We start from the raw sequence: 23525 nt of genomic DNA, 5'->3' as shown, positions 1-23525 counted from the left end.
TAACTCCGGTTGCATCCTTTATTTTCGGGAGATGGATACTAAAAAGAAATCTCTCGTTATTCTAAATGCATTGTCTGTGCTTTTAGTTCTAGCTATTAATTATGCCTCGCAAGTATTTAAATTTAATGATGCTACTATTGCAGATATTAGTGATAAGTATGACAATTTGTTTACTCCTGCCGGATATGCTTTTAGCATCTGGGGATTGATTTTTTTGAACCTGATTATCTATAGTTCTTATCAGATAAAAAGAACCTTTTTTAGTACTAAAGAAAGTGATTTTGTATTGCAAACCGGAAGTTGGTTTTTTCTAGCTAATTTACTAAATGCAGCCTGGGTAATCGCCTTTACCTATGATTTCATCGGACTTTCAGTCTTCTTTATGTTTGGGATTCTATTTTCTTTAGTTCAAATTATGATTAGAACCAATATGGAACGTTGGGATGCTCCTATTGGCATTATTGCCTGTGTCTGGTGGCCTATTTGTTTGTATACCGGATGGATAAGTGTGGCAACGGTTGCTAATGTTGCCACATATCTAGTTAAAATTAACTGGAGTGGTTGGGGTATTTCTCCAGAATGGTGGACGTTACTTATGATTATAGTCGTAGTTCTTTTAAATCTGTATCTATTAGTTAGCCGAAACCTACGTGAATTCTTACTAGTCACCATATGGGCACTAGTTGCAATCTACGTTAGACATAAAACAACATTTGACAATATTGCCTGGACCGCCATGGTAGCTGCTGTACTTCTTTTTATTTCAGTAGGTATTCATGGGTTTAAAAACCGAGAAACCAATCCGTTTAAAAAATTTCTGGAATGGAAAAAGGGGTAAAGTCTATTCAGTAAACATACTCCCTATATCACTGGACCAGGTGGGATAGGTAAAGACCATATCTTTAATCTGATCTACCGTCATGTTATTATAAATTGCCATAGAAAATAAGTTGATTATTTCACCAGCTTCCGGGCCTACAAGATGTGCACCAAGAATTTTTCCTGATTTCTTATCCGTAATAGTTTTAAACGCATAAATTTTTTCATTTACCCGCTTAGCATTATAAAAGGATGAAGCATCTTTACAGATTACGTTAATCTCGTCGTATTTTTCTTTAGCTTTTTCTTCGGATAATCCTACGGAAGCAATATTAGGTAAGGTAAAAGCTACGGTGGGAATAACCGGAAAGTCCGCTTCTTTACTATTTCCGTTTAAAATATTATAAGCTACTATCTTTCCTTCCCTACCGGAAAAAGGAGTCAGAGGAACCGCGTTATCAGCGACATCTCCACAGGCATACACGTTTTGATTAGAAATAGACTGTAGATAAGCATTTACTTTAATACCATTATCACCGTGATCTACATTTGCATTTTCTAATTTTAATTTTTCTATAGAAGGTACTCTTCCGGATGTATTAAAAATAATATTTGCCTTGCATGAACCTTTAGTGTCTTCAACTTTGTAATGTACGGTTTTAGCAGTATCCGTAGCCTCAATCTTTTCAAGTTCGGCATTGAAAATAAATTTAATCCCTAGATCTTCAGAAGCTTTGACGATAAATTGCACCATTTCTTTTTCAAAAATAGTCAATGGTAAATTTCCATGCTGAATTACCGTTACTTTTGTTCCCATTCGGGCAGACATATGCGCAAATTCCATCCCGATATAGCCTCCACCAATAAAAATAATATCTTTAGGAAGTTCTTCCAGGCTTAAAAAATCTTCACTGGTTTTAGTGAACTGACCTCCTTCAACTTCTAATTTTCTAGGAATTAATCCGGTTGCAATTACGATTTTATCAGCTTTAACCTCTTGCCCACTCACAAAAAGGGTGTTTTCATCTATAAAATAAGGGGATTCGTTAAACAAAGTGATTCCCAGATCTTTCAATTTTTCTTCGGTGTCATCCGGAACTGGATCAGTAAATTCTTTTTTATATTGCATGACGTCTTTCCAATTAGTCTTTACCTTTTCAGAAATACCTTTATGAAGCAATCGATTTGCTACATGTACCACTTCGGTAGGACCTAACAATACTTTCTTAGGATCACAGCCTCGGTTTGAGCAAACACCTCCTAGTACTTTATTTTCGGCTATTGCTACTTTTTTCCCTTCTTTTACACATTTTTCAGCTACTTTCTGCCCGGCAATACCACTTCCAATTACAAAGACATCAAATTTTAAATTTCCCATAGGTTTTAATTATTTTCAAAATTCAAACTACTACTATTTTTTTACATGTATAGTCCTATTTAATTAAAACTATGCTCAATCCATTCTATCCTAAAATCTTAATTAGAGTTAGTTTTTCTTTTAGAAATTTTTATTGCTAAATATTATTTTTATTAAATACTTCATTTTTAGGTAGAATAGTATATTTGCAAAAAAGCTACATGTTGCGCGCAGAAATTGTTTCAAATCAATTTGATACATCCGCTTCCGTTCGGAAATTTATTGAACTTCTTGATACAAATCAGAAAAACATTTTTCTACAGGGATTGATTGGTTCTTCTCTTTCTTTTGTCCTTCAAAAAACTTTTAAAACTACGGGTAAGCCTATCCTATGTGTGTTTGATGATAAAGAAGAAGCTGCCTATTATCTGAATGACCTTGAACAATTGGTTCAAAAAGAAAATGTGCTGTTTTTTCCCGGTAGTTACCGTCGTCCGTATCAAATTGAAGAAACAGACAATGCCAACGTATTACTGCGCGCCGAAGTTTTAAACCGAATCAATTCAAAGAAAAAACCTTCTATCATAGTTACCTATCCGGATGCTTTATTTGAGAAAGTAGTTACCCGGAAAGAACTGGAAAAAAACACCTTACATATTGCCCTTAATGATAAGTTATCTCTTGATTTTGTAAACGAAGTATTATTTGAATACCAGTTTAAACGGGTAGATTTTGTAACAGAACCAGGTGAATTTTCCGTGCGTGGAGGGATTGTAGATGTGTTCTCGTTTAGTCATAATGAACCTTATCGTATCGAATTTTTTGGAGATGAAGTGGATAGTATTCGTACGTTTGATGTAGAAACCCAACTTTCTATAGAAAAAACCAGTAAAATTTCAATTGTTCCGAATTTAGCCGATAAAAGTATACAGGAAAGTCACGAAAGTTTCTTTAAATACATTGCCCCGGATACTATTTTGGTTTTGAAAAACCTGGAAGCCTTAAAACATCAGAACGATCAGAATTTTGAAAAAGCAAAAGAAGCTTTTGCCAAACTTTCGGGTGAAATCAAAAGAAAATCTCCCGAAGAACTTTTTGCTTCTTCCGAATTACTTTTTTCGCAACTTAGCACCTTTTCTCAGGTACATTTAAGTGTTAATCATACAAAGGAAGCAGTAAAAATAGCTTTTCAAACCAAACCCCAACCTTCATTTAACAAGCAGTTCAATCTGTTAATTGAAAATTTAAATAAAAATCATTCGGCGGGATATACCAATTATATTTTTTGTGTTAGTGAGCAACAGGCAAAACGCTTTCACGATATTTTTGAAGATGCGGATTTGGATGTCAAGCAATATGAAACGGTGGTATTTTCTGCATATCAAGGGTTTATTGATGAGGAATTGAAAGTAGTTTGTTATACGGATCACCAGATTTTTGAACGCTACCATAAGTTTACTTTAAAAAACGGGTACGCTAAGAAACAGGCAATTACCTTAAAAGAATTAAATAACCTGGAAGTTGGGGATTATGTGACCCATATTGACCACGGAATTGGAAAGTTCGGAGGGCTTCAGAAAATTGACGTGGAAGGCAAAAAACAGGAAGCGATTAAATTGATCTACGGAGAGCGTGATGTATTGTACTTAAGCATTCACTCTCTACATAAAATATCCAAGTTTAACGGGAAGGATGGAAAGCCTCCGCAGATTTATAAGCTGGGGTCTAAAGCCTGGAAAACCCTTAAGCAAAAAACCAAAGCCCGGGTAAAGCATATTGCTTTTAACCTAATTCAACTTTACGCAAAGAGGCGTTTGCAGAAAGGTTTTCAATACGCCCCGGATAGTTATTTACAACACGAACTGGAAGCTTCTTTTATCTACGAAGATACCCCAGATCAAAGTACCGCTACCGAGGATGTAAAAAAAGATATGGAAAGCGAACGCCCTATGGACCGTTTGATATGTGGAGATGTAGGTTTTGGTAAAACCGAAGTTGCTATTCGTGCTGCTTTTAAGGCGGTTGATAACGGAAAACAAGTGGCAGTACTGGTACCCACTACCATTCTTGCTTTTCAACATGCTAAAACTTTTAAAGACCGTTTAAAAGATTTTCCGGTAGTGGTGGATTATTTAAACCGGTTTAGGACTGCCAAACAAAAAAGGGAAGTGCTGGAAGACCTGGCAAACGGGAAAATAGATATTGTCATCGGTACCCATCAATTGGTCAATAAAAATGTAAAATTTAAGGATTTAGGCTTACTGATTATTGATGAAGAACAAAAATTCGGGGTTTCAGTAAAGGATAAGTTGAAGACGATTAAAGAAAATGTAGATACCCTGACCTTAACGGCTACACCTATCCCAAGGACTTTACAATTTAGTTTAATGGCTGCTAGGGATTTGTCTACGATAACTACCCCTCCTCCTAATCGGTATCCTATTGAAACACATGTCATTCGCCTAGCGGAAGAAACTATTCGGGATGCGGTTAGTTACGAAATTCAACGGGGTGGACAGGTATTTTTTATTCATAACCGAATTGAAAACATTAAAGAAGTAGCCGGAATGATTCAACGCCTGGTTCCGGATGCTAAAGTTGCGGTAGGTCACGGACAAATGGAAGGCAAAAAATTAGAAGAGTTGATGCTTTCTTTTATGAACGGGGAGTTTGACGTTTTGGTTTCTACGACAATTGTCGAAAGTGGATTGGATGTGCCTAATGCCAATACTATCTTTATTAATAATGCTAATAATTTTGGTTTGTCGGACCTTCATCAAATGCGGGGACGTGTAGGCCGAAGTAATAAAAAAGCTTTTTGTTATTTTATCACCCCACCTTACTCGGTGATGACGGATGATGCTCGGAAACGGATTACCGCCCTAGAACAATTTTCGGATTTAGGTAGTGGTATTAAAATTGCCATGAAAGACCTCGAAATCCGGGGAGCGGGAGATTTATTAGGGGGAGAACAAAGTGGTTTTATCAACGAAATCGGTTTTGATACCTATCAGAAGATTCTAAATGAAGCCATTGAAGAGTTAAAAGAAAATGAGTTTGCCGAATTGTACGATACAAGCAATGAACCAAAGGAATATGTAAAAGATACCCAAATTGATACTGACTTTGAACTTCTTTTCCCGGATGATTACATCAATAATATTACCGAACGCTTAAATTTATATACGGAACTCAATAACATTAAAACCGAAGAAGAGCTGTTAGCTTATGAAAAGCGTTTGGAAGATCGGTTTGGAGAACTTCCTGATCCTGCGGTAGATTTATTGAATTCGGTTCGTATTAAGTGGATTGCCACCAGTATTGGAATTGAGAAAATAATTTTAAAACAACAGAAATTGATAGGTTACTTTATCAGCGACCAACAATCCCCGTTCTATCAAACCGAAGCTTTTACTAATGTCCTAAAATACGTGCAGCAGCATCCTGGAAAAGTAAAAATGAAAGAAAAGAAAACCCGAAATGGTTTACGTCTCCTTTTAAATTTTGAAAACATTACCTCGATTGATAAAGCTTTACAGGTGTTGGAGCCTTTTAAGCAAGAAAAAGCAGAAGTTATTTCATAATATTCTACTTGAATGCCTTTATTGATAAGCAGCATTAAAAGCAAAAAAACTGCTTCGGTCTCCCGAAGCAGTTTAAAGATAAATAGATGTCTGCTACTAGTGCTTTAAGACAGATGTAGCCTCTTCGCTTTCAACCTTTCTTGATTTGTTTTTGTTAGTATTATACCTAAAATAAATATTTTCAACTTCTCCAATATAAGATGACCAATCTGTTTTCAGATTACTATATATAATTTCTTCGTACGTGGGTCCACCCCTGGTTAACCTAGTTTGATAATATTTTAAATTTTCTAACTTATAATTAGGAATAGCATCAATTACTTCCTTAGGTAAATTAGGTTTAACTTTAAATCCATCATTATTTGCATGAAAATACCAAACACTAGTTTCAGATACTAAATTCTTAATAGTATCTGTATGTCTCCATTGACTTCTTATTCTATCATAATTTATATTAGTATTATATTTAAAATTGTCAATTGAGTTATTTGAAATTTGAAGATTTATACTATTTATATCAGGAATAGTAGCAGATAAATAGTCCTTAGTGTAATTGTCATAATAATAAGTAAAGTTATCTTTATATTCAATAAAATATAAACGATATTTCTCCATATTACTGACTGTTAATAACTTTATAGTTGAACCTAAAGTATCTAAATCTAAAGAGTTTACCTGATCTGTCTGAAAGAATGTTTTATCTTTTAGCACCTCAACACCCACCGAATAATCAAGGTAACCTTGGGGAATTGAAATTAAATCACTTAATTCATATTCCTTAAAATCATTGAAATTTAAAACAAGATTATTTTTTTGTTCTGGATTTGAAACAAATTTATAATACTTATTTTCTAAGGCACTAGTGAGCGAGACAAAATGAAATTGATTTAGGTAATTTCTTACGTATGGTATCATAATAACAGAATCATTACTGTAACCTTCACCACTAGTAATAGTTTTAAAATCTCTTAATTCATAACTTTCAATATCTACCGTATTATTTATTTGAATTGAGTAAGTTCCCGTTTCTTGATAAGTGTCATTTTCATTTTCTTCGAAGAGCCAAGTTGAACCACTTTTTACATTGAAATATGTAGAAATACCACCTATATTTTCATATTGTGAATTGTTATTATAATACGATAAGGAAACCGAAAAAGTGGTTGGTGCTTCTTCTTTTTTAGTTTTAAAAACGAGATTATTACCATTTCTTAGTGGTCTGTAATCAATTAGGTTTCCATCATCATCATTTAGAATTATATAATTTACTAGTTGGGTCGATGTATAAACGTTATCTTCTATCTTTACAGAAAAATAAACAATACTATCGTTTTCAACTTCTTGTTCTTTTTCTTCTTCTTTAGACATAGTTTCCATAGTTGGATCATTATCATCTTTGGAACAACTAAAAGCAATTATGGTAATTAATGCCAGCGCACAAAATTTTTTCATTTTAATTTGGGTTTCAAATACCTCTAGAATTTAGAGTTTAAAAATAATTCAAAACTTAACAAATAAATCAAGTTTCAATAAGGTTTGTTTTTATAGTATGAGTTTGAATATCAAACACAATTGAACTATAAATAATTCTACCGTAGTAATCTCTCTCCAAGTAATTTAAATTCTTCTTCAAACTTCTTACTCTTAAACAACTTGTTTTTGGTTACCGGTTTAAAAAATATAATATCTTCCCGTAGTACTTCGGTAAAATCATTATCATTCGTATTTGTAGTAAAGAAAGAATAAGGTTCGTTAGTCTTTATTAATTTTGTTGAATCATATTTTAATTTGCTTATGTCAAAGTTGGTATACATTTCCAAAAACTCTTTAGGTAGCACTGGAACTTTAGTATAGTTTTCTGTATTACTATGGAAATTCCAGACAGCGTACTCATAGTTTGAATCTTCCTGTTTACTATATATCCACGAAGAGTATTTCGTATCGTAAGTAAAATCGCTGGTAAATAAAAAGGATTCTCGGTTTTCATTGGAAACTTGAAAATTTTTACCAAATGAACTTACGCTTATTTCCTTAAGAATTTTAGCACTTTGATAATACTGATACCGATAATTTTCGTCGAGGTTACTTCTATTTATGCGAACTGTAAAGTTTTCAAATTCAGGAAGTATCCCGAAGTTAGCATTTCTAATAGAACTAATCTCCGTTCCAAAGAAAGAAGAAGTTGTGTATACACCACTATTTCCTACGTTAAAAGATAATAGTTTACTAAAATTCTTATTATCCGTTGGTAAATCAATCGGAACATACGAATCAAAATTCTTTAAATCAGCGGCATCTATCACCCTTTCTTCACCCTCAATTATATTATCAATATAAACATACTTAGACTTTTCTGTGGTAAAATGTATTGTCAATAAAAGTTTTGTTTCATTCTCTATAAATTCCACATTATCAAAATTGATGGTACCGGAGTTCTCATACCCAGGGTAAGAATTATTTATAGGAGAAGAAAGTTCATAAGAATTATAATCCTTAACATTTTCTACTTTTAAAGAGAATGTTTTAAAATTTGAATTATCTAAAGTCAAATTTTGACTAGCACCATTAAAATTCCATACCGTACCCTGATCTATATGAAAAAAAGTATTTAACGAACTATACTGATAATTCGGCCTTATGATGTTATCAAATTTTGAAACGGTAAATTTATCAAACCCTTCTCCTTTCTTAACTTTAAATTCATAGGTCTTATTATTTTGAACCATGGTATGGTTAATTAGATTACCGTTTGCATCATTTATAATAATATATGTGGAGGCTATCAAATCACCTAAATAATAAGGGTTTACCTTTACTGTAAAAAAGACAATACTATCATTTTCAATTTCCTGGTCTTGCTCAAACTGTTCTTCATTTTCTTCTTCTTCGGCAAAAGTTTCTGGGGTTAGTTCTTCATCTTTTGAACAACTGATAATACTTAAGGTGATGAACGTGAAAAGTATGTAGAAAGTCCTTATCATTATATTTTGGGTTTAAAATTCCCGACAAATATATTAAAATGGATTTATTAATACGGGTTTATTTTAAATTTAACATAGATAAAATACTATTTTATACGATTAAATACATATTCATTTTAAGTTTAAAAAGGAAAAAGCTACTTAAAATTGCAATTGATACAACTTTAAATAGCTTTAAAAAGGTTAACTACCGGATATAATTTTAAAATTAGTAATTCATACGAATACAGCGCATCATCTATAAGCTTACTTTCCGCAGACCTCCGGCTCCGGTAAATTCTGTTATATACAAAGTTCCACGGTATTTGTCTGATGCAATTCCGTTAGGATTGCTAAAAGAAGCTTCCAATAAAGGTCCATCTACCTGCGCTGGTTCGCCATTACCCGCTATAATTGTTGTCTCACCCGTAAGGCTTACTTCAAAAATATAATTAACTGCAATACCCGTTGCATAAATACGATCGTTAATCACTGTAATATATCCAATACCAAAACCACCAAATACAATATCCGGGATTGTGGTAATTAAAGAAACGTTTCCGGTTTTATCTATAGAATAGATGGAAGCAGTAGCAAAATTTGCAACAATAATATTGCCTTTACTATCTAAGTCAATTCCTACACCCCCTGCCAATCGCTCATCTTGTGCAATTATTTCTACTTTTCCATCAGCGCTTATTTTATGAACGGTAGGTGCCGTAAAATTAGAAATATATAGATTGTCATGCCTATCAATAGTCATTCCGCTGGGCCATCCGTCAATACTAGTAACAACTTCCCTGTTTCCACCAGGATAGATTTTTAAAACTTCCCCACGAACCGTATTGTTATCATTGTTCACAAACAGATTACCTTTTGAATCTTTGGCGGTACCCATAGGTCCGGAAAGTCCTTTTATAGTATCCAATACTTTTCCATTAGGTGCTACCTTAAATATTCGGGTTCCGTTTCCACCAGTATTCTCAAAAATACCAAATTCAGAAACATAAATTATTCCTTTTCGGTCTACAGATACCGCATCATTTCCAGCAAATCCAGATATTAAGGTACTTACTTTTGCTTCTTTTTCAATTCCGTCTCCGTAACACGAGGTTAAAAGGGTAGCACTGATAAAAAATAAGCTCAATATTATTAAAGGTTGAAAATATTGATTTAATGTAGTTTTCATAATAGTTTGTTTTTAAAATGTAAACAATACTAATATTCAAACAGGGTGCAATCAACCTATTGTATCCAACGATACCTTTTATCCGGATATTGAAGTCCTATTTTTTACAAACGCACTTGGAGTTTCCTGTACCACCTGTTTAAATACCTTATTAAAAGTAGATTTTGAGTTAAATCCTGAATCTAAGGAGAGTGCAAGTAAAGTATGCGTTTGATGTTCGCCTTTTTCAATCTTATGAATAAACTCCTTAACACGGTACGTATTTACAAATTCGTAAAAAGACTTTTCATAATGATTGTTAAGTAGCCAGGATATATTATTTGACGAAGTTTGTAATCGAACAGCCAAATCTTTTAAGGTTAAGGTATTTTCCAAATAGACTTTATCTACCTCCATAAGTTGTTCCAGACGTTGGGTTAAACTTATTAATTGCTCTTTTGTCAGGCGATCCGGATAATTTACCTTTTGTTTTTGTACCGGTTGAATTCTAAATAATTCAGGTTGCCATAAATTGTAAAACCCGGTGATATAAATAAATACCGGAATAGAAATCCAAATCAGTTTATAACTTATAAATGACAATTGAGTGTTCTGTAAAAAGTAAGAATTTACACAACTGATACACCAAAGCACCAGCGAACTAGAAACGGCAATTAAAATTAACTTTACAAAACCTACTCCTTCCTGAGCAAAAGAAACGCTTTGAACTGCTTTAGTCTGATACGTATTTATTAAGTGAAAACTCTTTAATACATACACAGTGTTTAAAATAATCCCAATACTTTCTACTAAAAAATATGCCCAGGTAAAAATTCCTCTTTCCCCATAAGAACGAAGTACTGCTTCTGACGGAAATAATAAAAAAGTAAAAGCAGTCAAATGAATCGTAGCTGGTATAAAGTGATACCAGGATAAGCCATGTTCTTTATTTTGTATAAATAGTAATTTTCTTACAAATAGATAGAGTAAAGGGCCAAAGAGGAAAATAACCACATCGATGTAAGAAGCTACTCTAAAAATCCATAAACTTTCAAAGCGTCCGTAAATCATTCGTCCAGTCAGCATGATCATAGCAATCAAGAGAAGTGCACTTAAAATTCCATTTATCTTTTTATTGCGGTTTTTAATTAACTGCAATCCAATAATTAAAAACAATCCCTGGCTTATTCCTATAGCAAGAAGTATATCAATAAAGGTAAAAGAAACCATCTATTTAAATTTATGATAAATATAGAAATAAGTGGATTCTAAAGCGTATGAATGTATACAATGCTACTCATAAACGCTTTATTCAACGATGATTTTTATAATAAATAGGTGCTATACTTTTTTGTAAGCATTCTATTTGATTTTTTTGTAAAGTAAAAGAAGATTTGTCTCTAAAAATATCCTCCAATTGTTCCCTGGTTCTAAAACCTACTACCGCAGAAGCTACTACAGGTTGGTTGAATGCAAAAGAAATTGCTGTTTGAGAAGCTGTATTATTTGATTCCTTTGCGATTTTACGGACTTTAGCACTAACCTTCTCAACTTGTGAAGCTGAATAATCTAAGTAATCTGATGCTGGTTTGCCGGATAATAAACCTTTTGCTAGAGTACCTCTGGATAACACTCCTATTTGATATTCTTCTAAAAGGGAAAAACAAGATTCTTCCGGTCTTCTATCTAGAATACTGTATTGCATCATCACGCTGGTAATATTAGATTTACGAACGTATTCCCTAATTACATTTGGTCGAATAGATGAAATTCCGTAGTACCGTATTTTACCTTGCTCTTTTAAATGTTCAAAAGCTTCGATGGTTTCATCTATCGGGTCATCGATCGTTCCACCGTGCAATTGATACAGATCGATGTAGTCCGTTTGTAGTCTTTGTAAACTGCGATCTACTGCTTGTAAAATATATTTTTTAGAAGGATTCCATTTCCAGTCGCTTTTATCTTTATTCCATTCATTTCCAACTTTAGTAGCAATAATGACGTTTTTACGCATATCTTTTAAAGCCTTTCCTATTAACTTTTCATTCTCACCCCAGTCATACAAATCTGCGGTATCAAAGAAATTAACCCCTTGATCCAAGGCTTTATGAAGTAAAGAAACAGACTCCGGATTTTTATAATCCAAAGACATACACCCAAAGGATATTTTGCTAATTTCTAGATCCGAGTTTCCTAGTCTTCTGTAGTCCATATGATGATTTAAGTTAAATTACGCTCTAGTTTAAATAAGCGTTGTTAGTATAAGTTGGCGATATTAATATTATTACATAAAATACTGATAATCAGATTTTAAAATTAGCATCATTAAAAACATCCTTCCCCAACCCTTCCTTCGAAGGAAGGGAGCCAAAAAGTCTCCCTTTGAAGGGAGATTTAGAGGGATGTTCAGCATTATTTTAATAACAACGCTAATTTAAACTAGAGCCTTAAATTATTACCTTTATTATCTATAAGTAGTTACTACCTATATAATTATGTATATCCTTGATTTTTACTAAAACAGACAGGTGTTTTCAGTTAAAAGTGATAAAAAGCATCCTCCAGGTGTTCAATCCGGGTACCTAGTCTATTTTTAATAATGGAAACAATATCAAAACGCACCTCTACGTCCAGGTCTTTTAGGTGTACGTAATGGTTTACTGCTTTAACCAGACGTTGTATTTGTTTCGGTTTTACAAAATCTTGCGGGTTACCAAAATCCGCGGTACTTCGGGTTTTAACCTCTACGGCAACTAGGATATCTCCTTTTCTGGCAATAATATCAACTTCAGCTTTTAAATGACGATAGTTTATCTCAAGAATCGCATAACCTTTTTTAACCAAATAATCTCTGGCCAACTTCTCCCCTTCTTTACCCAAATCATAATGTTCCGCCATGTTTTAGTTCATTAGTTTTTAGCCAAAAGGTATAAGTATTATCTCTAAGTTCCATCTAATAATTATCAAAATAAAAAGAATAAAAGCATTTCCAAGCTAAAATTTTAAGCTCTTCTATCCTAAATCCTGGTTCTAGTATCTTGGTTGCTGATTCTTGATTATAGTACACAAATCTCTAGTCTCTAGCATCTAGTTTCTCTTATCTAACCCCCTTTACTCCTAAATTTTGATTCTATTTTCATTTTCTAATCTTAAATATCCATTCTCTAGCTTCTCTTTTCAGCTATCTACTCCATTTTCTCTTGAATCCTGATTCTTGATTCTATTTTTTCCTCATTCTGGGTTTCTATTCTCTAGCATCTAGTTTCTAGCATCTATCTTTCAAAATAAAAAATCTCAATACTCCATACTAACATCTCACTACTACCTCACACATACCTAAAACAAACCTCTTCTTTCTCTACCTTTAATTCTACTTCAGCTCCCAGAATAAGCGCCAAATTATCATCCACATGTCCCATAGGAAAATTAAATACCACTGGGAAATCATATTCTTTAACCACTTCCAAAATAATACTTTTTGCTTTCTTTCCAAAAGGTACCGTATTATCATGCATACTTGTCATTCCGCCTACAATTAAGCCTTTTAACTGATCAAAATAACCGTTTCTTTTTAAATTTTGAAGCATCCGATCCATATGATATAAATATTCATCCAGGTCTTCGATACAAAGAATTTTGCCCCGGGTATCAATAGTAGTTGGAGAACCACAAAGAGAATACAACATAGACAAGTTCCCTCCTACCAATTGCCCGCTTGCTTTACCAATTTTATTTTTCTTTGAACTTTTTAAAATGATCGTCTTCTTTTGACCGGAAAGCAACTCGGTAAAAGTGTCAATAGCTTTATGAGAACACTGGTACAAATCCAAAGCCAGTGGCCCGTGCATAGAAGCCACCGACAGGTTATGAAGATGCGAATGCAGTACGGTAATATCCGAGTAGCCAATAATCCATTTCGGATGTTTTAAAAACTCCGTAAAATCAAGTTGGTCGATAATCCGGACAGTTCCGTAGCCACCCCGGGCGCACCAAATAGCTTTAATCGCAGGCGTATCTAATTGCTTTTGTAAATCCTGTAATCTTTCCTCATCAGTTCCGGCAAATTGATGATTTGATTTACCCACGGTCTCTCCAATTACTGGGATAAATCCCTGATTTTTAATAATCCCAACCGAAGCTTCGATCATTCGATAATCAATCTTTCGGGCAGGACAAACCACGGCTATCTGATCACCTTTTTTTAAAAACTGCGGAAACTTCATATTTTTTTATCACCTATTGCACTAATTAACAGTTGTTTTCGTTAAATAGTAGTATATTGTTGTCGTTAATTAGCCCTTAACTACCAAATAACGAACTATGACCACCGATACCAACTGTAACGTTGCATCTTTGGACCCCTACATTCCTACTTCGGAAAATCCATGGACCGTACGTAAAATTAATCATTTATACCGTAGAATTGCATTTGGAGCTACAAAAGAACAGGTTCAGAATGCCCTTATTCAAGAAGATCCGTCAGCACTTATTGACGAGTTAATAGATAATGCCCTGGTATTACCCCCTACTGCCATTCCCGAATGGGGGAACTGGAATAAGGATCAGTTTGACGCTGCGGAGAAAGCAAATAAAGATTTTAATAATTCTTATTACCGGAATCAAGGTAGGATTACCATGATTCAGGATTTATTACAAAATCAGGTTCGGGATCGCTTAACGCTTTTCTGGAGCAATCATTTTGTAACTGAAGATCGGGTGTACCGAAGTCCGGCCTATCAATTTCAATATTATAGCTTATTACAACTACATGCATTGGGTAACTTTAAAGATTTTACCTATGATATTGGAATTAGTAATGCGATGCTTGCTTACCTTAACGGAAATCAAAGTACCAAAGATCGACCTAATGAAAATTACGCTCGTGAACTTTATGAACTCTTCACTCTTGGCGTAGATAATGGTTATACTGAAACTGATATTCAGCAAACAGCTAAAGCTCTAACCGGGTACGTTGATACAAATAAAATCCCGTGGGGAGATATTCTTTTTACCGCTGACAAATTCAGTACGGATTCAAAATCTATTTTTAACCGAACGGGTAATTGGGGATATGATGATGCCATTGACATTCTTTTTGAACAGAGAGAGACGCTTATTGCTAATTTTATTTGTGAAAAATTATACCGGTATTTTGTAAGCTTTAATTGTAATGAAGGTATTGTGGCACAAATGGCGCAAACTTTTATCAATAACAATTTTGAAATAGCACCGGTACTTCGCCAACTTTTTAAAAGCGAACATTTTTTTGATAAAGAAGCTACCGGATCAATCATAAAAAGCCCGTGTGACCTTTTATTATGTTATCAAACCGAATTAGGTTTTAACTACGGAGCTGATTTTAATCATATTGATTTCTTAAATGGTAATACCCGAATGCTGGGTCAGGAAGTATTAAACCCAATTGATGTAGAAGGCTGGCAGGGAGATGAAGACTGGATCAGTCCTGATTTATTAATAGGAAGATGGGAGAGTATTGCACAAATGATCAATCGGGCGAGAGTTACCAATAATGCACAATTACGGGATTTTGTAATGAACTTACCTATCAATACCCTTGCCGATGGTGTTATTAATAATAGCTATCAGGCAGATGATGTGACTATTGTAGTTCGAGCGATCCTTAACTACTTTCTTCCTCGCGGATTAGAAGATGATACCTTGTTTAACGAAGCGGTCGGTGTATTTAAAGGTGATACATACCCGGAAAATTATTATGAACCTGATGCAATTGCACCTAATATTTGGACCCTGGATTTAATGGGAGTTCCGGATCAAATTGCCGCCCTTCTAAATCATATAGCTATTACCCCCGAATTCCAATTAAAATAAAGCCCCATGTCTACACAACATAACCATACCAGAACTACAAACGGCACCTGCAACCCTGATGAACATAAAGCCTGGAATCGCAGGTCTTTCCTACAAGCATTAGGCTTAGTAGGCGGAGGAAGTATGATGCTGGCTAATAGTAACCTGACTGTTTCCCGGCCCTCACCTCTCTCTGTAGCCCTAAGTGAAACTGAAAATGATAAAATCTTAATTATTTGTCGCCTGGGCGGAGGTAACGACGGGTTTAATACCATTGTGCCGGTGTACGACTACGACACTTATGCAAATGCCCGACCCTTAATCAAAATTCCGCCCAGTGAATTTATCAACCTGGAAAAAGACCAGTTTGCCATGCCCAAACCCATGAATAAACTGGAAAATATGTGGGGAGACGGACAAATGAAAGTTGTACATGGCGTAGGTTATGAAGATCAGAGTTTATCGCATTTTAAAGGAACCGATATTTGGGCAAATACCAATATAACTGAGAGAGAGCGTTCCGGATTTATGGGACGTTATTTTCAGGATTTGTATCCGGATTATTTATTTAATCCCCCGGCAGCGCCACCTTCCATCCAGATAGGAAGTATAGGTAATCTGATTTTTAGGGGACCGGACAATCACTTTTCATTTGCTATTTCCAATCCGGAACGTTTAGAGCAAATTATAGAAAACGAAACTTTTTATGACTTGAATAACCTACCGGACTGTACCTATGGCGAAAAGTTAAAGTTTTTACGAGAAACTACTAATGTTACCTACAACTATGCAGATGAAATTTCAGCAGCTTTTAACCGAAGTTCGGATTTTGCCGGGTATCTGGAAGATGATGGTTTTGCCAGACAATTACGTATTATTGCTCGATTAATAAAAGGAAATTTAGGCACAAAGGTATTTATGGTTACATTAGGTGGTTTTGACACCCATAATGATCAAATACAACGTCATCAGAAATTGTTAAATTCTTTATCCGAAGGTATTACCAATTTTTATGCAGACCTGGCAGATGCCGGGTGGGATGATAAAGTATTAACCATGACCATATCAGAATTTGGCAGAAGGTTTAAAGAAAACGGTTCATTAGGCACTGATCACGGTACAGCAGCCCCCATTATGTTTTTTGGTACCGGGTTAAACGGTAATGGTTTTATAGGAGATCATCCTAGTCTTTCTAACTTAACCCGCGGAGGCAATGTATCTAATACTAATGACTTTAGACAAGTATACTCAACGGTGATGAAAGAATGGCTTTGTGTAAATGCAGAAGTGGTCGATAAGGCACTTCTAGGTGCGCAATTTGAATCATTGGATTTAGGCTTCAACTGTTCCGGAAGCACTAATACTATTCCTCTCGACGGAGAACGTTTAAACCACGTTGTAACTTATACGGACAATCAAACCTATATTAATATTAATAATCCGGAAACAACTCATGTAGACATTTCACTTTTTAACATTATAGGACAGAAAATAGGTACGTTACGCAATGAGATGATGCTGGAAGGACAAACGACTGTTAATGTTAAAGAAGAAATAGGAACCCGGTTAAGTACCGGACAGTATCTATATCGTATTGAAACGAATCAAGGAGAGTTTAGCAATACTTTACTTATAAGCTAAATAAGGAGATAATTTTTCATAATAAATTATAGAATACTGTTAAAATGTTTCAAATCAACAATTTATTCGATAAAATACTATAAATTTATAACGCTTTTCCTTCCTCCCAGGATGTAAGCAGTTATAACTAAACTTAAACACAAACTATATATGGAAACAACCCTTACAAGTTGTAACTCTTCCTCATTGGCTACCTTTGTACCTTCAGGAAAAAAGCCCTGGAACGTGCAAAAAGTAACCCATTTATATAGAAGAGCTGCTTTTGGTGCGAATAAAGCAACAATTACGGATGCTTTGACCAAGTCCCCATCTCAAGTCGTAGATAATTTAGTAGACGAAGCTGTTGCTAAAAATCCGACTACTGCTCCACCATGGGGTAATTGGACAAAAAAACAATTTGAAAAAACCAGTAAAAAAATATTTCAGTATCGTAGAGACTGGCAAAATCAAATGGCCGAAGACCTATTTGAAAATGACCTGCGTGACCGAATGACTTTATTCTGGAGTAATCATTTTGTTACTGAATCTCAGTCATATAACAGTCCTTCTTATATGTTTCAGTACTATAATTTACTACAATTACATGCCGTAGGAAATTTTAAAGATTTTACAAGAGATATTGGTTTATCCAATGCCATGTTAGTGTATCTTAACGGAAGGGAAAATACTAAAAGAAAACCTAATGAAAATTATGCCCGTGAACTTTATGAATTATTTACTTTAGGAGTAGATAATGGGTATACGCAAGAGGACATTGTAGAAACTTCCAAAGCTTTAACCGGTTATAATGATAGAACCGAAGTCTGGGCTCCGATAACTTTTAATCAAAATAAGTTTAATAACGATCCTAAAACAATCTTTGGCAGAACCGGTAATTGGGGGTATAATGATGTTATTGATATTTTATTTGAAGAAAAACCTGACCTTATTGCGAACTTTATTTGTAAAAAGTTATATGCATATTTTATTAGTCCGGACATTAATAAAAATATAGTAAATCAACTTGCAAACACCTTTAAAAATAACAATTTTGAAATTGCCCCGGTATTAAAAAGGCTATTCAAAAGTCAGCATTTCTTTGATGAAAACACCTACGGGGTAATTGTGAAGAGTCCCGCGGATGTGCAAATTTGTTTTTTAAAGGAATTAGATCTAAAAACGGAAGCCTCCTTTAAAATATTTGATAAAGTAAGAGGAGGGAATGCTTTTTTAGGTCAGTCTTTATTAGATCCGATAGATGTAGCTGGTTGGCAGGGAGACTTGAGTTGGATAGGTTCCAGCACCCTGGTAGCCAGGTGGGATCGTATATTATATTATATAAATAGGGCTTTTAAGCATGATAAAGAACAGTTCAGAACAATAGCTACTAATATTGTAGGTACTAATAATAATGATGTAAAGGATGTGAGCCGTAAACTGGTAGATTTTTTTATGCCTAAAGCATTATTTGATGAAGATGAGTATGAAGAGGCATTAGAAATTTTTAAAGATCAGGTACCGGATAGTTATTTTGTTGATGGCACCTGGGTGCTAAGTAGTTCTTCAAGTACGCCTACTCAAATGTACCGACTACTAAATTACATTATCAAAATCCCTGAATTTCAACTTAAATAACACAAACTACGATGACTACAAAAAAGCAAAATACTCATGTTGCGGACTCCTGTAATCATGAAGAACATAAACAATGGAACCGTCGGTCTTTTCTACAAGCTTTAGGTATAGTAGGTGGAGGTACCATGGCATTAGCTAATTCCGCTCTTTCGGTTGCCAAACCTTCTCCACTTGCTGCTGCTATAAATACTGCTGATAATGATCGAATTTTAGTATTAATACGATTAAAAGGGGGCAACGATGGGTTAAATACCATTGTTCCTTTATATGACTATGATACTTATTCAAATGCACGCCCTACCCTACGTATTAAAGAAAATGAACTTTTTAAGTTTAACGATGATTTCGGGATGGCAAAATATGCTAATAAACTGGAACGAATGTGGGGGGACGGTATGATGAAAGTCGTGCATGGAGTAGGTTACGAAAATAGCTCACTTTCGCATTTTAAAGGATCGGATATCTGGGCAACCACAGATCCTAAAAGCGAAAATGAAGAAGGATGGATGGGTAGGTATTTCGAACAAATTTTTCCGGACTATCTTACAAACCCACCTAAAAAGCCTACTGCCATACAGATTGGGAATGCCGGAAACCTTATTTTTGATACCGCAGACAGTAACTACGCTTTTGCCGTAGCAGATCCTAAAAAGTTATACCAGATTGCTAGAAACGGGGAGTTATACGACATGACTAAAATTCCTGATTGTACACATGGGGAGAAAATAAGTTATATTAAAGGAGTAGCTAATGCCACCTTTGCTTATGCGGGTGTTATTAATGACGCTTTCGATAAATCCTCAGATTTTGGCAATTATTCTAAAGACAAGTTAGGACAACAGTTAAGTATTATAGCACGTTTGATCAAAGGAAATCTGGGGACCAAAGTGTATATGGTGGAACTGGGCGGTTTTGATACGCATAACGATCAACTTAACAGACATGAAACTTTAATAACTACCTTATCAGAAACTATTGCCAATTTCTATAATGATTTAAAGGATGCCGGTTGGGATGACAAAGTGCTATCTATGACTATATCAGAGTTCGGGCGACGAGTAGAAGAAAACGGTTCAGCGGGAACAGACCATGGTACCGCTTCTCAAACTATGTTATTCGGATCAGGGCTTGATGGTAATGGTTTTATAGGTAAACATCCGGATCTTTCGGATTTAAATAAAAATGGTAATCTAAAACCAAACACTGATTTTAGATCTATGTATGCTACAGTTTTAAAAGAATGGTTGTGCGTAGACCCTAAACTTATAGATACGGCTCTACTAGGTGCTAATTACGATATATTATCTTTAGGTTTTAGTTGTAATAAAACTTTAGGAAGTAATACTGATTTTATAAGCACTGATATCTTTGAACATAAGGTAACATATATAGATAGACAAACTTATTTAAATATAAATTTGCAAAATACCATGCATGTGGATATCCGGTTGTTTAATATGTTAGGGCAAAAAGTAGCGACCTTACAAAACAAAATATTAACCGGTGGAAAGCATGTAATTAATGTAAAATCCAAGGTAGGACTTCGCCTGGATGAAGGTCAATATATCTATAAAATTAAAATAGGTCAGCGAGTATTCAGTAAACCCTTAATGATCTTATAGAATCTCATACTATTAAAATGACCTGTGGTATATCTTTTTATATGAAAGCTAATATAATGTACCACAGGTTACTTATTAAAATCAATCACTACTTTATTATTATAAACCTTCTTTTTACATTTTAATTAACATTGATGGTTATACAGGTATTCTTCTTTTGACATTTGAAACCTAGCAGTAGGGAGTTAATAAAATGGTAATTTATTACACTTAGAATTATTGCAAACCTATTTTCCAATTAGAGTATGTGGCTACCTATAAAGATTAAACAAAATGTTTAACAACAAATTTGAAAAAACAATATACTGCAATGATCTTACTAGAACTTGTCAAAAGAAAAAATTGAAATTTTATCTAATAAATCTATAACTAAGTCAGTTACATAATTAAAATTTTACTATAAACTCAATGAATATCAGTTACTACACCTATTTAAAGACTAATCATGTAATAGATGTACGACAAAATTAGATACAATAAAACTTTATTTACGGGTTTTACTTATCCATAGTACAAATTAATAGTAATTTTAAATAATAATAAATTAAACTTATAGTGTTTAAGTTTAAAAGTATGATAAAGCTAAAAATATAGTAGCATATTTCATATATTTAGATACACAATTTAAATCTTACTATTATGAAAGAAAAGCATACCAATGTTTGGGATATTAATCATTCAAGTGCAACTGCAAAATGTCCTTTTTTGGGAGGTACCCAACAAAACACCGCTGGTAACGGAACTTCCGTTCGGGATTGGTGGCCTAATGAACTTAAATTAAATATATTAAGGCAACATAGTGAAAAATCAAATCCTTTCCATAAAGATTTTGATTATGCAAAAGCTTTTAATAGTATAGATTTTCCTACTCTAAAAAATGAAGTTATAGCACTTATGACCAATTCGCAAGAGTGGTGGCCAGCAGATTACGGTCATTATGGTCCTTTTTTAATTCGTATGGCCTGGCATAGCGCAGGAACCTATAGAATTGGCGATGGTCGTGGAGGTTCCAGTTCGGGATCTCAGCGTTTTGCCCCGTTAAACAGTTGGCCGGACAACGGAAACCTGGACAAAGCTCGATTATTACTTTGGCCAGTTAAAAAGAAATACGGTAAAAGTTTATCCTGGGCAGATTTAATGATCTTAGCGGGTAATTGCGCCCTGGAGTCTATGGGTTTTAAAACCTTTGGGTATGGTGCTGGAAGAGAAGATATTTGGGAGCCGGAACAGGATATTTACTGGGGGTCTGAAACGGAATGGTTAGCCAATGATAAAAGATATGCAGAAGGACGCGATAAGTTAGAAGCACCCTTAGGAGCAACAAACCACGGACTTATTTACGTAAATCCGGAAGGTCCGGACGGTACGTCTGATCCTATAGGTTCTGCACGAGATATGCGTGAGACCTTTGGGCGTATGGCTATGAATGATGAAGAAATCGTAGCGTTAACTGCCGGAGGACACACCTTTGGGAAAGCACATGGTGCTGCAGATCCGGATCGATACGTAGGACCAGAACCACATGGAGCGCCTATGGAACAAATGAGTATGGGTTGGAAAAATCATTACAACACCGGAGTACTGGACCATGCTATCACTTCGGGACTGGAAGGGGCCTGGACGCCAACTCCTACACAATGGGATGACACCTATTTTAAAGTACTTCTGGAATATGATTGGGAATTAACAGTAAGCCCGGCTGGTGCCAGTCAGTGGACACCTACCCAAACTTCCGGAGCTCCCAAAGCCCCAACAGCTGGAGATGCATCTAAGTCACAAGCTTTAATGATGACAGATGCAGATATGGCTTTAAAAATAGATCCGGAATTTTTAAAAATTTCTAAAAGGTTTAAAGAACACCCGGAACAACTGGAAGATGCTTTTGCCCGTGCGTGGTATAAATTAACACACAGAGATATGGGGCCGGTAAGCAGGTATCTGGGACCGGAAGTTCCTACCGAAGAATTACTTTGGCAAGACCCGTTACCTGAAACAAATGGTTATACCTTAAATGATGAGCAGGTAGCTTCCTTAAAAAATTCCATTTGGGGAACCGGATTATCTGTATCCGAACTTGTTTCTATTTCCTGGGCTTCCGCTTCTACCTTTAGGAATTCAGATAAAAGAGGAGGCGCTAATGGCGGAAGAATACGTTTGGCTCCGCAGAACAATTGGGAAGTAAACAATCCGGAGCAGTTGCATAAGGTATTGAATACATTAAAGTCCATCCAGGATCAGTCGGATTTTGAGGTTTCTATGGCAGACTTAATTGTTTTATGTGGTTCGGTAGGTATTGAGCAAGCTGCAAAAGAGGCTGGAAAAGAAGTTCAAGTACCGTTTACCCCGGGAAGAGTGGATGCGCTTCAGGAAAAAACCGACGTGGATTCTTTTGGATACCTGGAACCACGGGCGGATGGCTTTAGAAATTATGTAAGTAAAGCTCAAGAAGGAACGGCTGCCGAAGAAATGTTAATCGACCGAGCACAGTTACTTGACCTTTCTATTCCTGAGATGACTGCTCTAGTAGGAGGTCTACGAGTTTTAGACGCAAACTATGATGGTTCTAAAAACGGTGTTTTTACGGACAAACCCGGAGTATTATCTAATGATTTTTTTACCAACCTATTAGACTTCACCTACACTTGGCGTTCCATTGATGAAAATAGTATAACCTTTAAAGGTAAGAATCGCATTACTGGTGAAGATACTTATACGGCTACACGAGCGGACCTTATTTTTGGTTCAAATACGGAATTACGCGCAATCGCAGAAGAGTATGCAGCTGAACACGGGGGAGAAGAACTTTTTATAGAACAATTTATTAATGCTTTTGTTAAAGTAATGAATGCAGATCGTTTTGACCTGAAAAGTTAGAAATACAGATAAGAAGTAAGTACTTAAAGTGGTTTAGCCTTTCTTGATAATTGTAAA

15 protein-coding genes are annotated in these 23525 nt (G+C 35.0%); 7 read left to right on the top strand and 8 right to left on the bottom strand.

The genetic code is table 11. The annotated features are described in order from the left end of the window. Nucleotides 1-31: 31 nt before the first annotated feature. A complete protein-coding gene (locus NBT05_RS05640) occupies nucleotides 32-838 on the top strand; it encodes a tryptophan-rich sensory protein (protein WP_265772501.1) in 807 nt (268 codons plus the stop codon). A gap of 3 nt (nucleotides 839-841) precedes the next feature. Here NBT05_RS05640 and NBT05_RS05635 read toward each other — a convergent pair whose 3' ends face one another. Continuing rightward, nucleotides 842-2197 carry a dihydrolipoyl dehydrogenase family protein gene (locus NBT05_RS05635; protein WP_265772500.1) on the bottom strand — a complete coding sequence of 452 codons (1356 nt, stop codon included), beginning with the start codon at nucleotides 2195-2197 and terminating at the stop codon, nucleotides 842-844. Between the two features lie 200 nt (nucleotides 2198-2397). Between NBT05_RS05635 and mfd the strand changes: the two genes are divergently transcribed. Beyond that, nucleotides 2398-5760: a transcription-repair coupling factor gene (gene mfd / locus NBT05_RS05630; RefSeq protein WP_265772499.1), complete on the top strand. Its 3363-nt coding sequence runs from the start codon at nucleotides 2398-2400 to the stop codon at nucleotides 5758-5760. Between the two features lie 96 nt (nucleotides 5761-5856). Here mfd and NBT05_RS05625 read toward each other — a convergent pair whose 3' ends face one another. From NBT05_RS05625 to NBT05_RS05595, 7 genes are all read right to left on the bottom strand, one after another. Continuing rightward, nucleotides 5857-7212: a hypothetical protein gene (locus NBT05_RS05625; RefSeq protein WP_265772498.1), complete on the bottom strand. Its 1356-nt coding sequence runs from the start codon at nucleotides 7210-7212 to the stop codon at nucleotides 5857-5859. Nucleotides 7213-7349: 137 nt separating this feature from the next. Beyond that, entirely contained in the window at nucleotides 7350-8741 is a 1392-nt protein-coding gene (locus NBT05_RS05620; protein ID WP_265772496.1) for a hypothetical protein, read from the bottom strand. Nucleotides 8742-8979: 238 nt separating this feature from the next. Beyond that, nucleotides 8980-9909 (bottom strand): hypothetical protein, encoded by a 930-nt coding sequence (locus tag NBT05_RS05615; RefSeq protein ID WP_265772495.1) that lies wholly within the window; start codon nucleotides 9907-9909, stop codon nucleotides 8980-8982. A 78-nt stretch (nucleotides 9910-9987) separates the two neighbouring features. After that, on the bottom strand, nucleotides 9988-11118 hold the full coding sequence (locus tag NBT05_RS05610; protein WP_265772494.1) for a helix-turn-helix domain-containing protein: 1131 nt from the start codon (nucleotides 11116-11118) through the stop codon (nucleotides 9988-9990). A gap of 82 nt (nucleotides 11119-11200) precedes the next feature. Further along, nucleotides 11201-12100, bottom strand: coding sequence for an aldo/keto reductase (locus NBT05_RS05605; protein ID WP_265772493.1), 900 nt, complete (start codon nucleotides 12098-12100; stop codon nucleotides 11201-11203). Nucleotides 12101-12426: 326 nt separating this feature from the next. After that, the gene (locus NBT05_RS05600; RefSeq protein WP_265772492.1) at nucleotides 12427-12786 is read right to left on the bottom strand and encodes a YraN family protein; all 360 of its coding nucleotides are present in this window, start codon (nucleotides 12784-12786) and stop codon (nucleotides 12427-12429) included. Between the two features lie 428 nt (nucleotides 12787-13214). Beyond that, nucleotides 13215-14111, bottom strand: coding sequence for a S66 peptidase family protein (locus NBT05_RS05595; RefSeq protein WP_265772491.1), 897 nt, complete (start codon nucleotides 14109-14111; stop codon nucleotides 13215-13217). Nucleotides 14112-14208: 97 nt separating this feature from the next. On the opposite strand from NBT05_RS05595, the gene NBT05_RS05590 reads away from it, so the two are divergent. The 5 genes from NBT05_RS05590 (at nucleotide 14209) to katG (ending at nucleotide 23468) form a co-directional block, all read left to right on the top strand. After that, complete coding sequence (locus NBT05_RS05590) at nucleotides 14209-15738, top strand: DUF1800 domain-containing protein (RefSeq protein ID WP_265772490.1); 1530 nt, start codon at nucleotides 14209-14211, stop codon at nucleotides 15736-15738. Nucleotides 15739-15744: 6 nt separating this feature from the next. Continuing rightward, nucleotides 15745-17358: a DUF1501 domain-containing protein gene (locus tag NBT05_RS05585; RefSeq protein ID WP_265772489.1), complete on the top strand. Its 1614-nt coding sequence runs from the start codon at nucleotides 15745-15747 to the stop codon at nucleotides 17356-17358. A gap of 150 nt (nucleotides 17359-17508) precedes the next feature. Next, nucleotides 17509-18972: a DUF1800 domain-containing protein gene (locus NBT05_RS05580; protein WP_265772488.1), complete on the top strand. Its 1464-nt coding sequence runs from the start codon at nucleotides 17509-17511 to the stop codon at nucleotides 18970-18972. A gap of 11 nt (nucleotides 18973-18983) precedes the next feature. After that, nucleotides 18984-20594 (top strand): DUF1501 domain-containing protein, encoded by a 1611-nt coding sequence (locus NBT05_RS05575; protein WP_265772487.1) that lies wholly within the window; start codon nucleotides 18984-18986, stop codon nucleotides 20592-20594. Between the two features lie 639 nt (nucleotides 20595-21233). Continuing rightward, nucleotides 21234-23468 (top strand): catalase/peroxidase HPI, encoded by a 2235-nt coding sequence (gene katG, locus NBT05_RS05570; protein ID WP_265772486.1) that lies wholly within the window; start codon nucleotides 21234-21236, stop codon nucleotides 23466-23468. Nucleotides 23469-23525: the final 57 nt, after the last annotated feature.

The organism is Aquimarina sp. ERC-38, assembly GCF_026222555.1.
Taxonomy (GTDB): domain Bacteria; phylum Bacteroidota; class Bacteroidia; order Flavobacteriales; family Flavobacteriaceae; genus Aquimarina.
The sequence above is the reverse complement of the archived record's forward strand: the minus strand, read 5'-3'. Positions and strand labels throughout refer to the sequence as shown.

What these genes read in the sequence shown, in the direction of transcription:
- NBT05_RS05610 (WP_265772494.1), bottom strand. Translation starts at nt 11,118, where the DNA reads ATGGTTTCTTTTACCTTTATTGATATACTTCTTGCTATAGGAATAAGC.
- NBT05_RS05595 (WP_265772491.1), bottom strand. Translation starts at nt 14,111, where the DNA reads ATGAAGTTTCCGCAGTTTTTAAAAAAAGGTGATCAGATAGCCGTGGTT.
- NBT05_RS05605 (WP_265772493.1), bottom strand. Translation starts at nt 12,100, where the DNA reads ATGGACTACAGAAGACTAGGAAACTCGGATCTAGAAATTAGCAAAATA.
- NBT05_RS05590 (WP_265772490.1), top strand. Translation starts at nt 14,209, where the DNA reads ATGACCACCGATACCAACTGTAACGTTGCATCTTTGGACCCCTACATT.
- mfd (WP_265772499.1), top strand. Translation starts at nt 2,398, where the DNA reads ATGTTGCGCGCAGAAATTGTTTCAAATCAATTTGATACATCCGCTTCC.
- NBT05_RS05585 (WP_265772489.1), top strand. Translation starts at nt 15,745, where the DNA reads ATGTCTACACAACATAACCATACCAGAACTACAAACGGCACCTGCAAC.
- katG (WP_265772486.1), top strand. Translation starts at nt 21,234, where the DNA reads ATGAAAGAAAAGCATACCAATGTTTGGGATATTAATCATTCAAGTGCA.
- NBT05_RS05600 (WP_265772492.1), bottom strand. Translation starts at nt 12,786, where the DNA reads ATGGCGGAACATTATGATTTGGGTAAAGAAGGGGAGAAGTTGGCCAGA.
- NBT05_RS05640 (WP_265772501.1), top strand. Translation starts at nt 32, where the DNA reads ATGGATACTAAAAAGAAATCTCTCGTTATTCTAAATGCATTGTCTGTG.
- NBT05_RS05575 (WP_265772487.1), top strand. Translation starts at nt 18,984, where the DNA reads ATGACTACAAAAAAGCAAAATACTCATGTTGCGGACTCCTGTAATCAT.
- NBT05_RS05635 (WP_265772500.1), bottom strand. Translation starts at nt 2,197, where the DNA reads ATGGGAAATTTAAAATTTGATGTCTTTGTAATTGGAAGTGGTATTGCC.
- NBT05_RS05620 (WP_265772496.1), bottom strand. Translation starts at nt 8,741, where the DNA reads ATGATAAGGACTTTCTACATACTTTTCACGTTCATCACCTTAAGTATT.
- NBT05_RS05580 (WP_265772488.1), top strand. Translation starts at nt 17,509, where the DNA reads ATGGAAACAACCCTTACAAGTTGTAACTCTTCCTCATTGGCTACCTTT.
- NBT05_RS05625 (WP_265772498.1), bottom strand. Translation starts at nt 7,212, where the DNA reads ATGAAAAAATTTTGTGCGCTGGCATTAATTACCATAATTGCTTTTAGT.
- NBT05_RS05615 (WP_265772495.1), bottom strand. Translation starts at nt 9,909, where the DNA reads ATGAAAACTACATTAAATCAATATTTTCAACCTTTAATAATATTGAGC.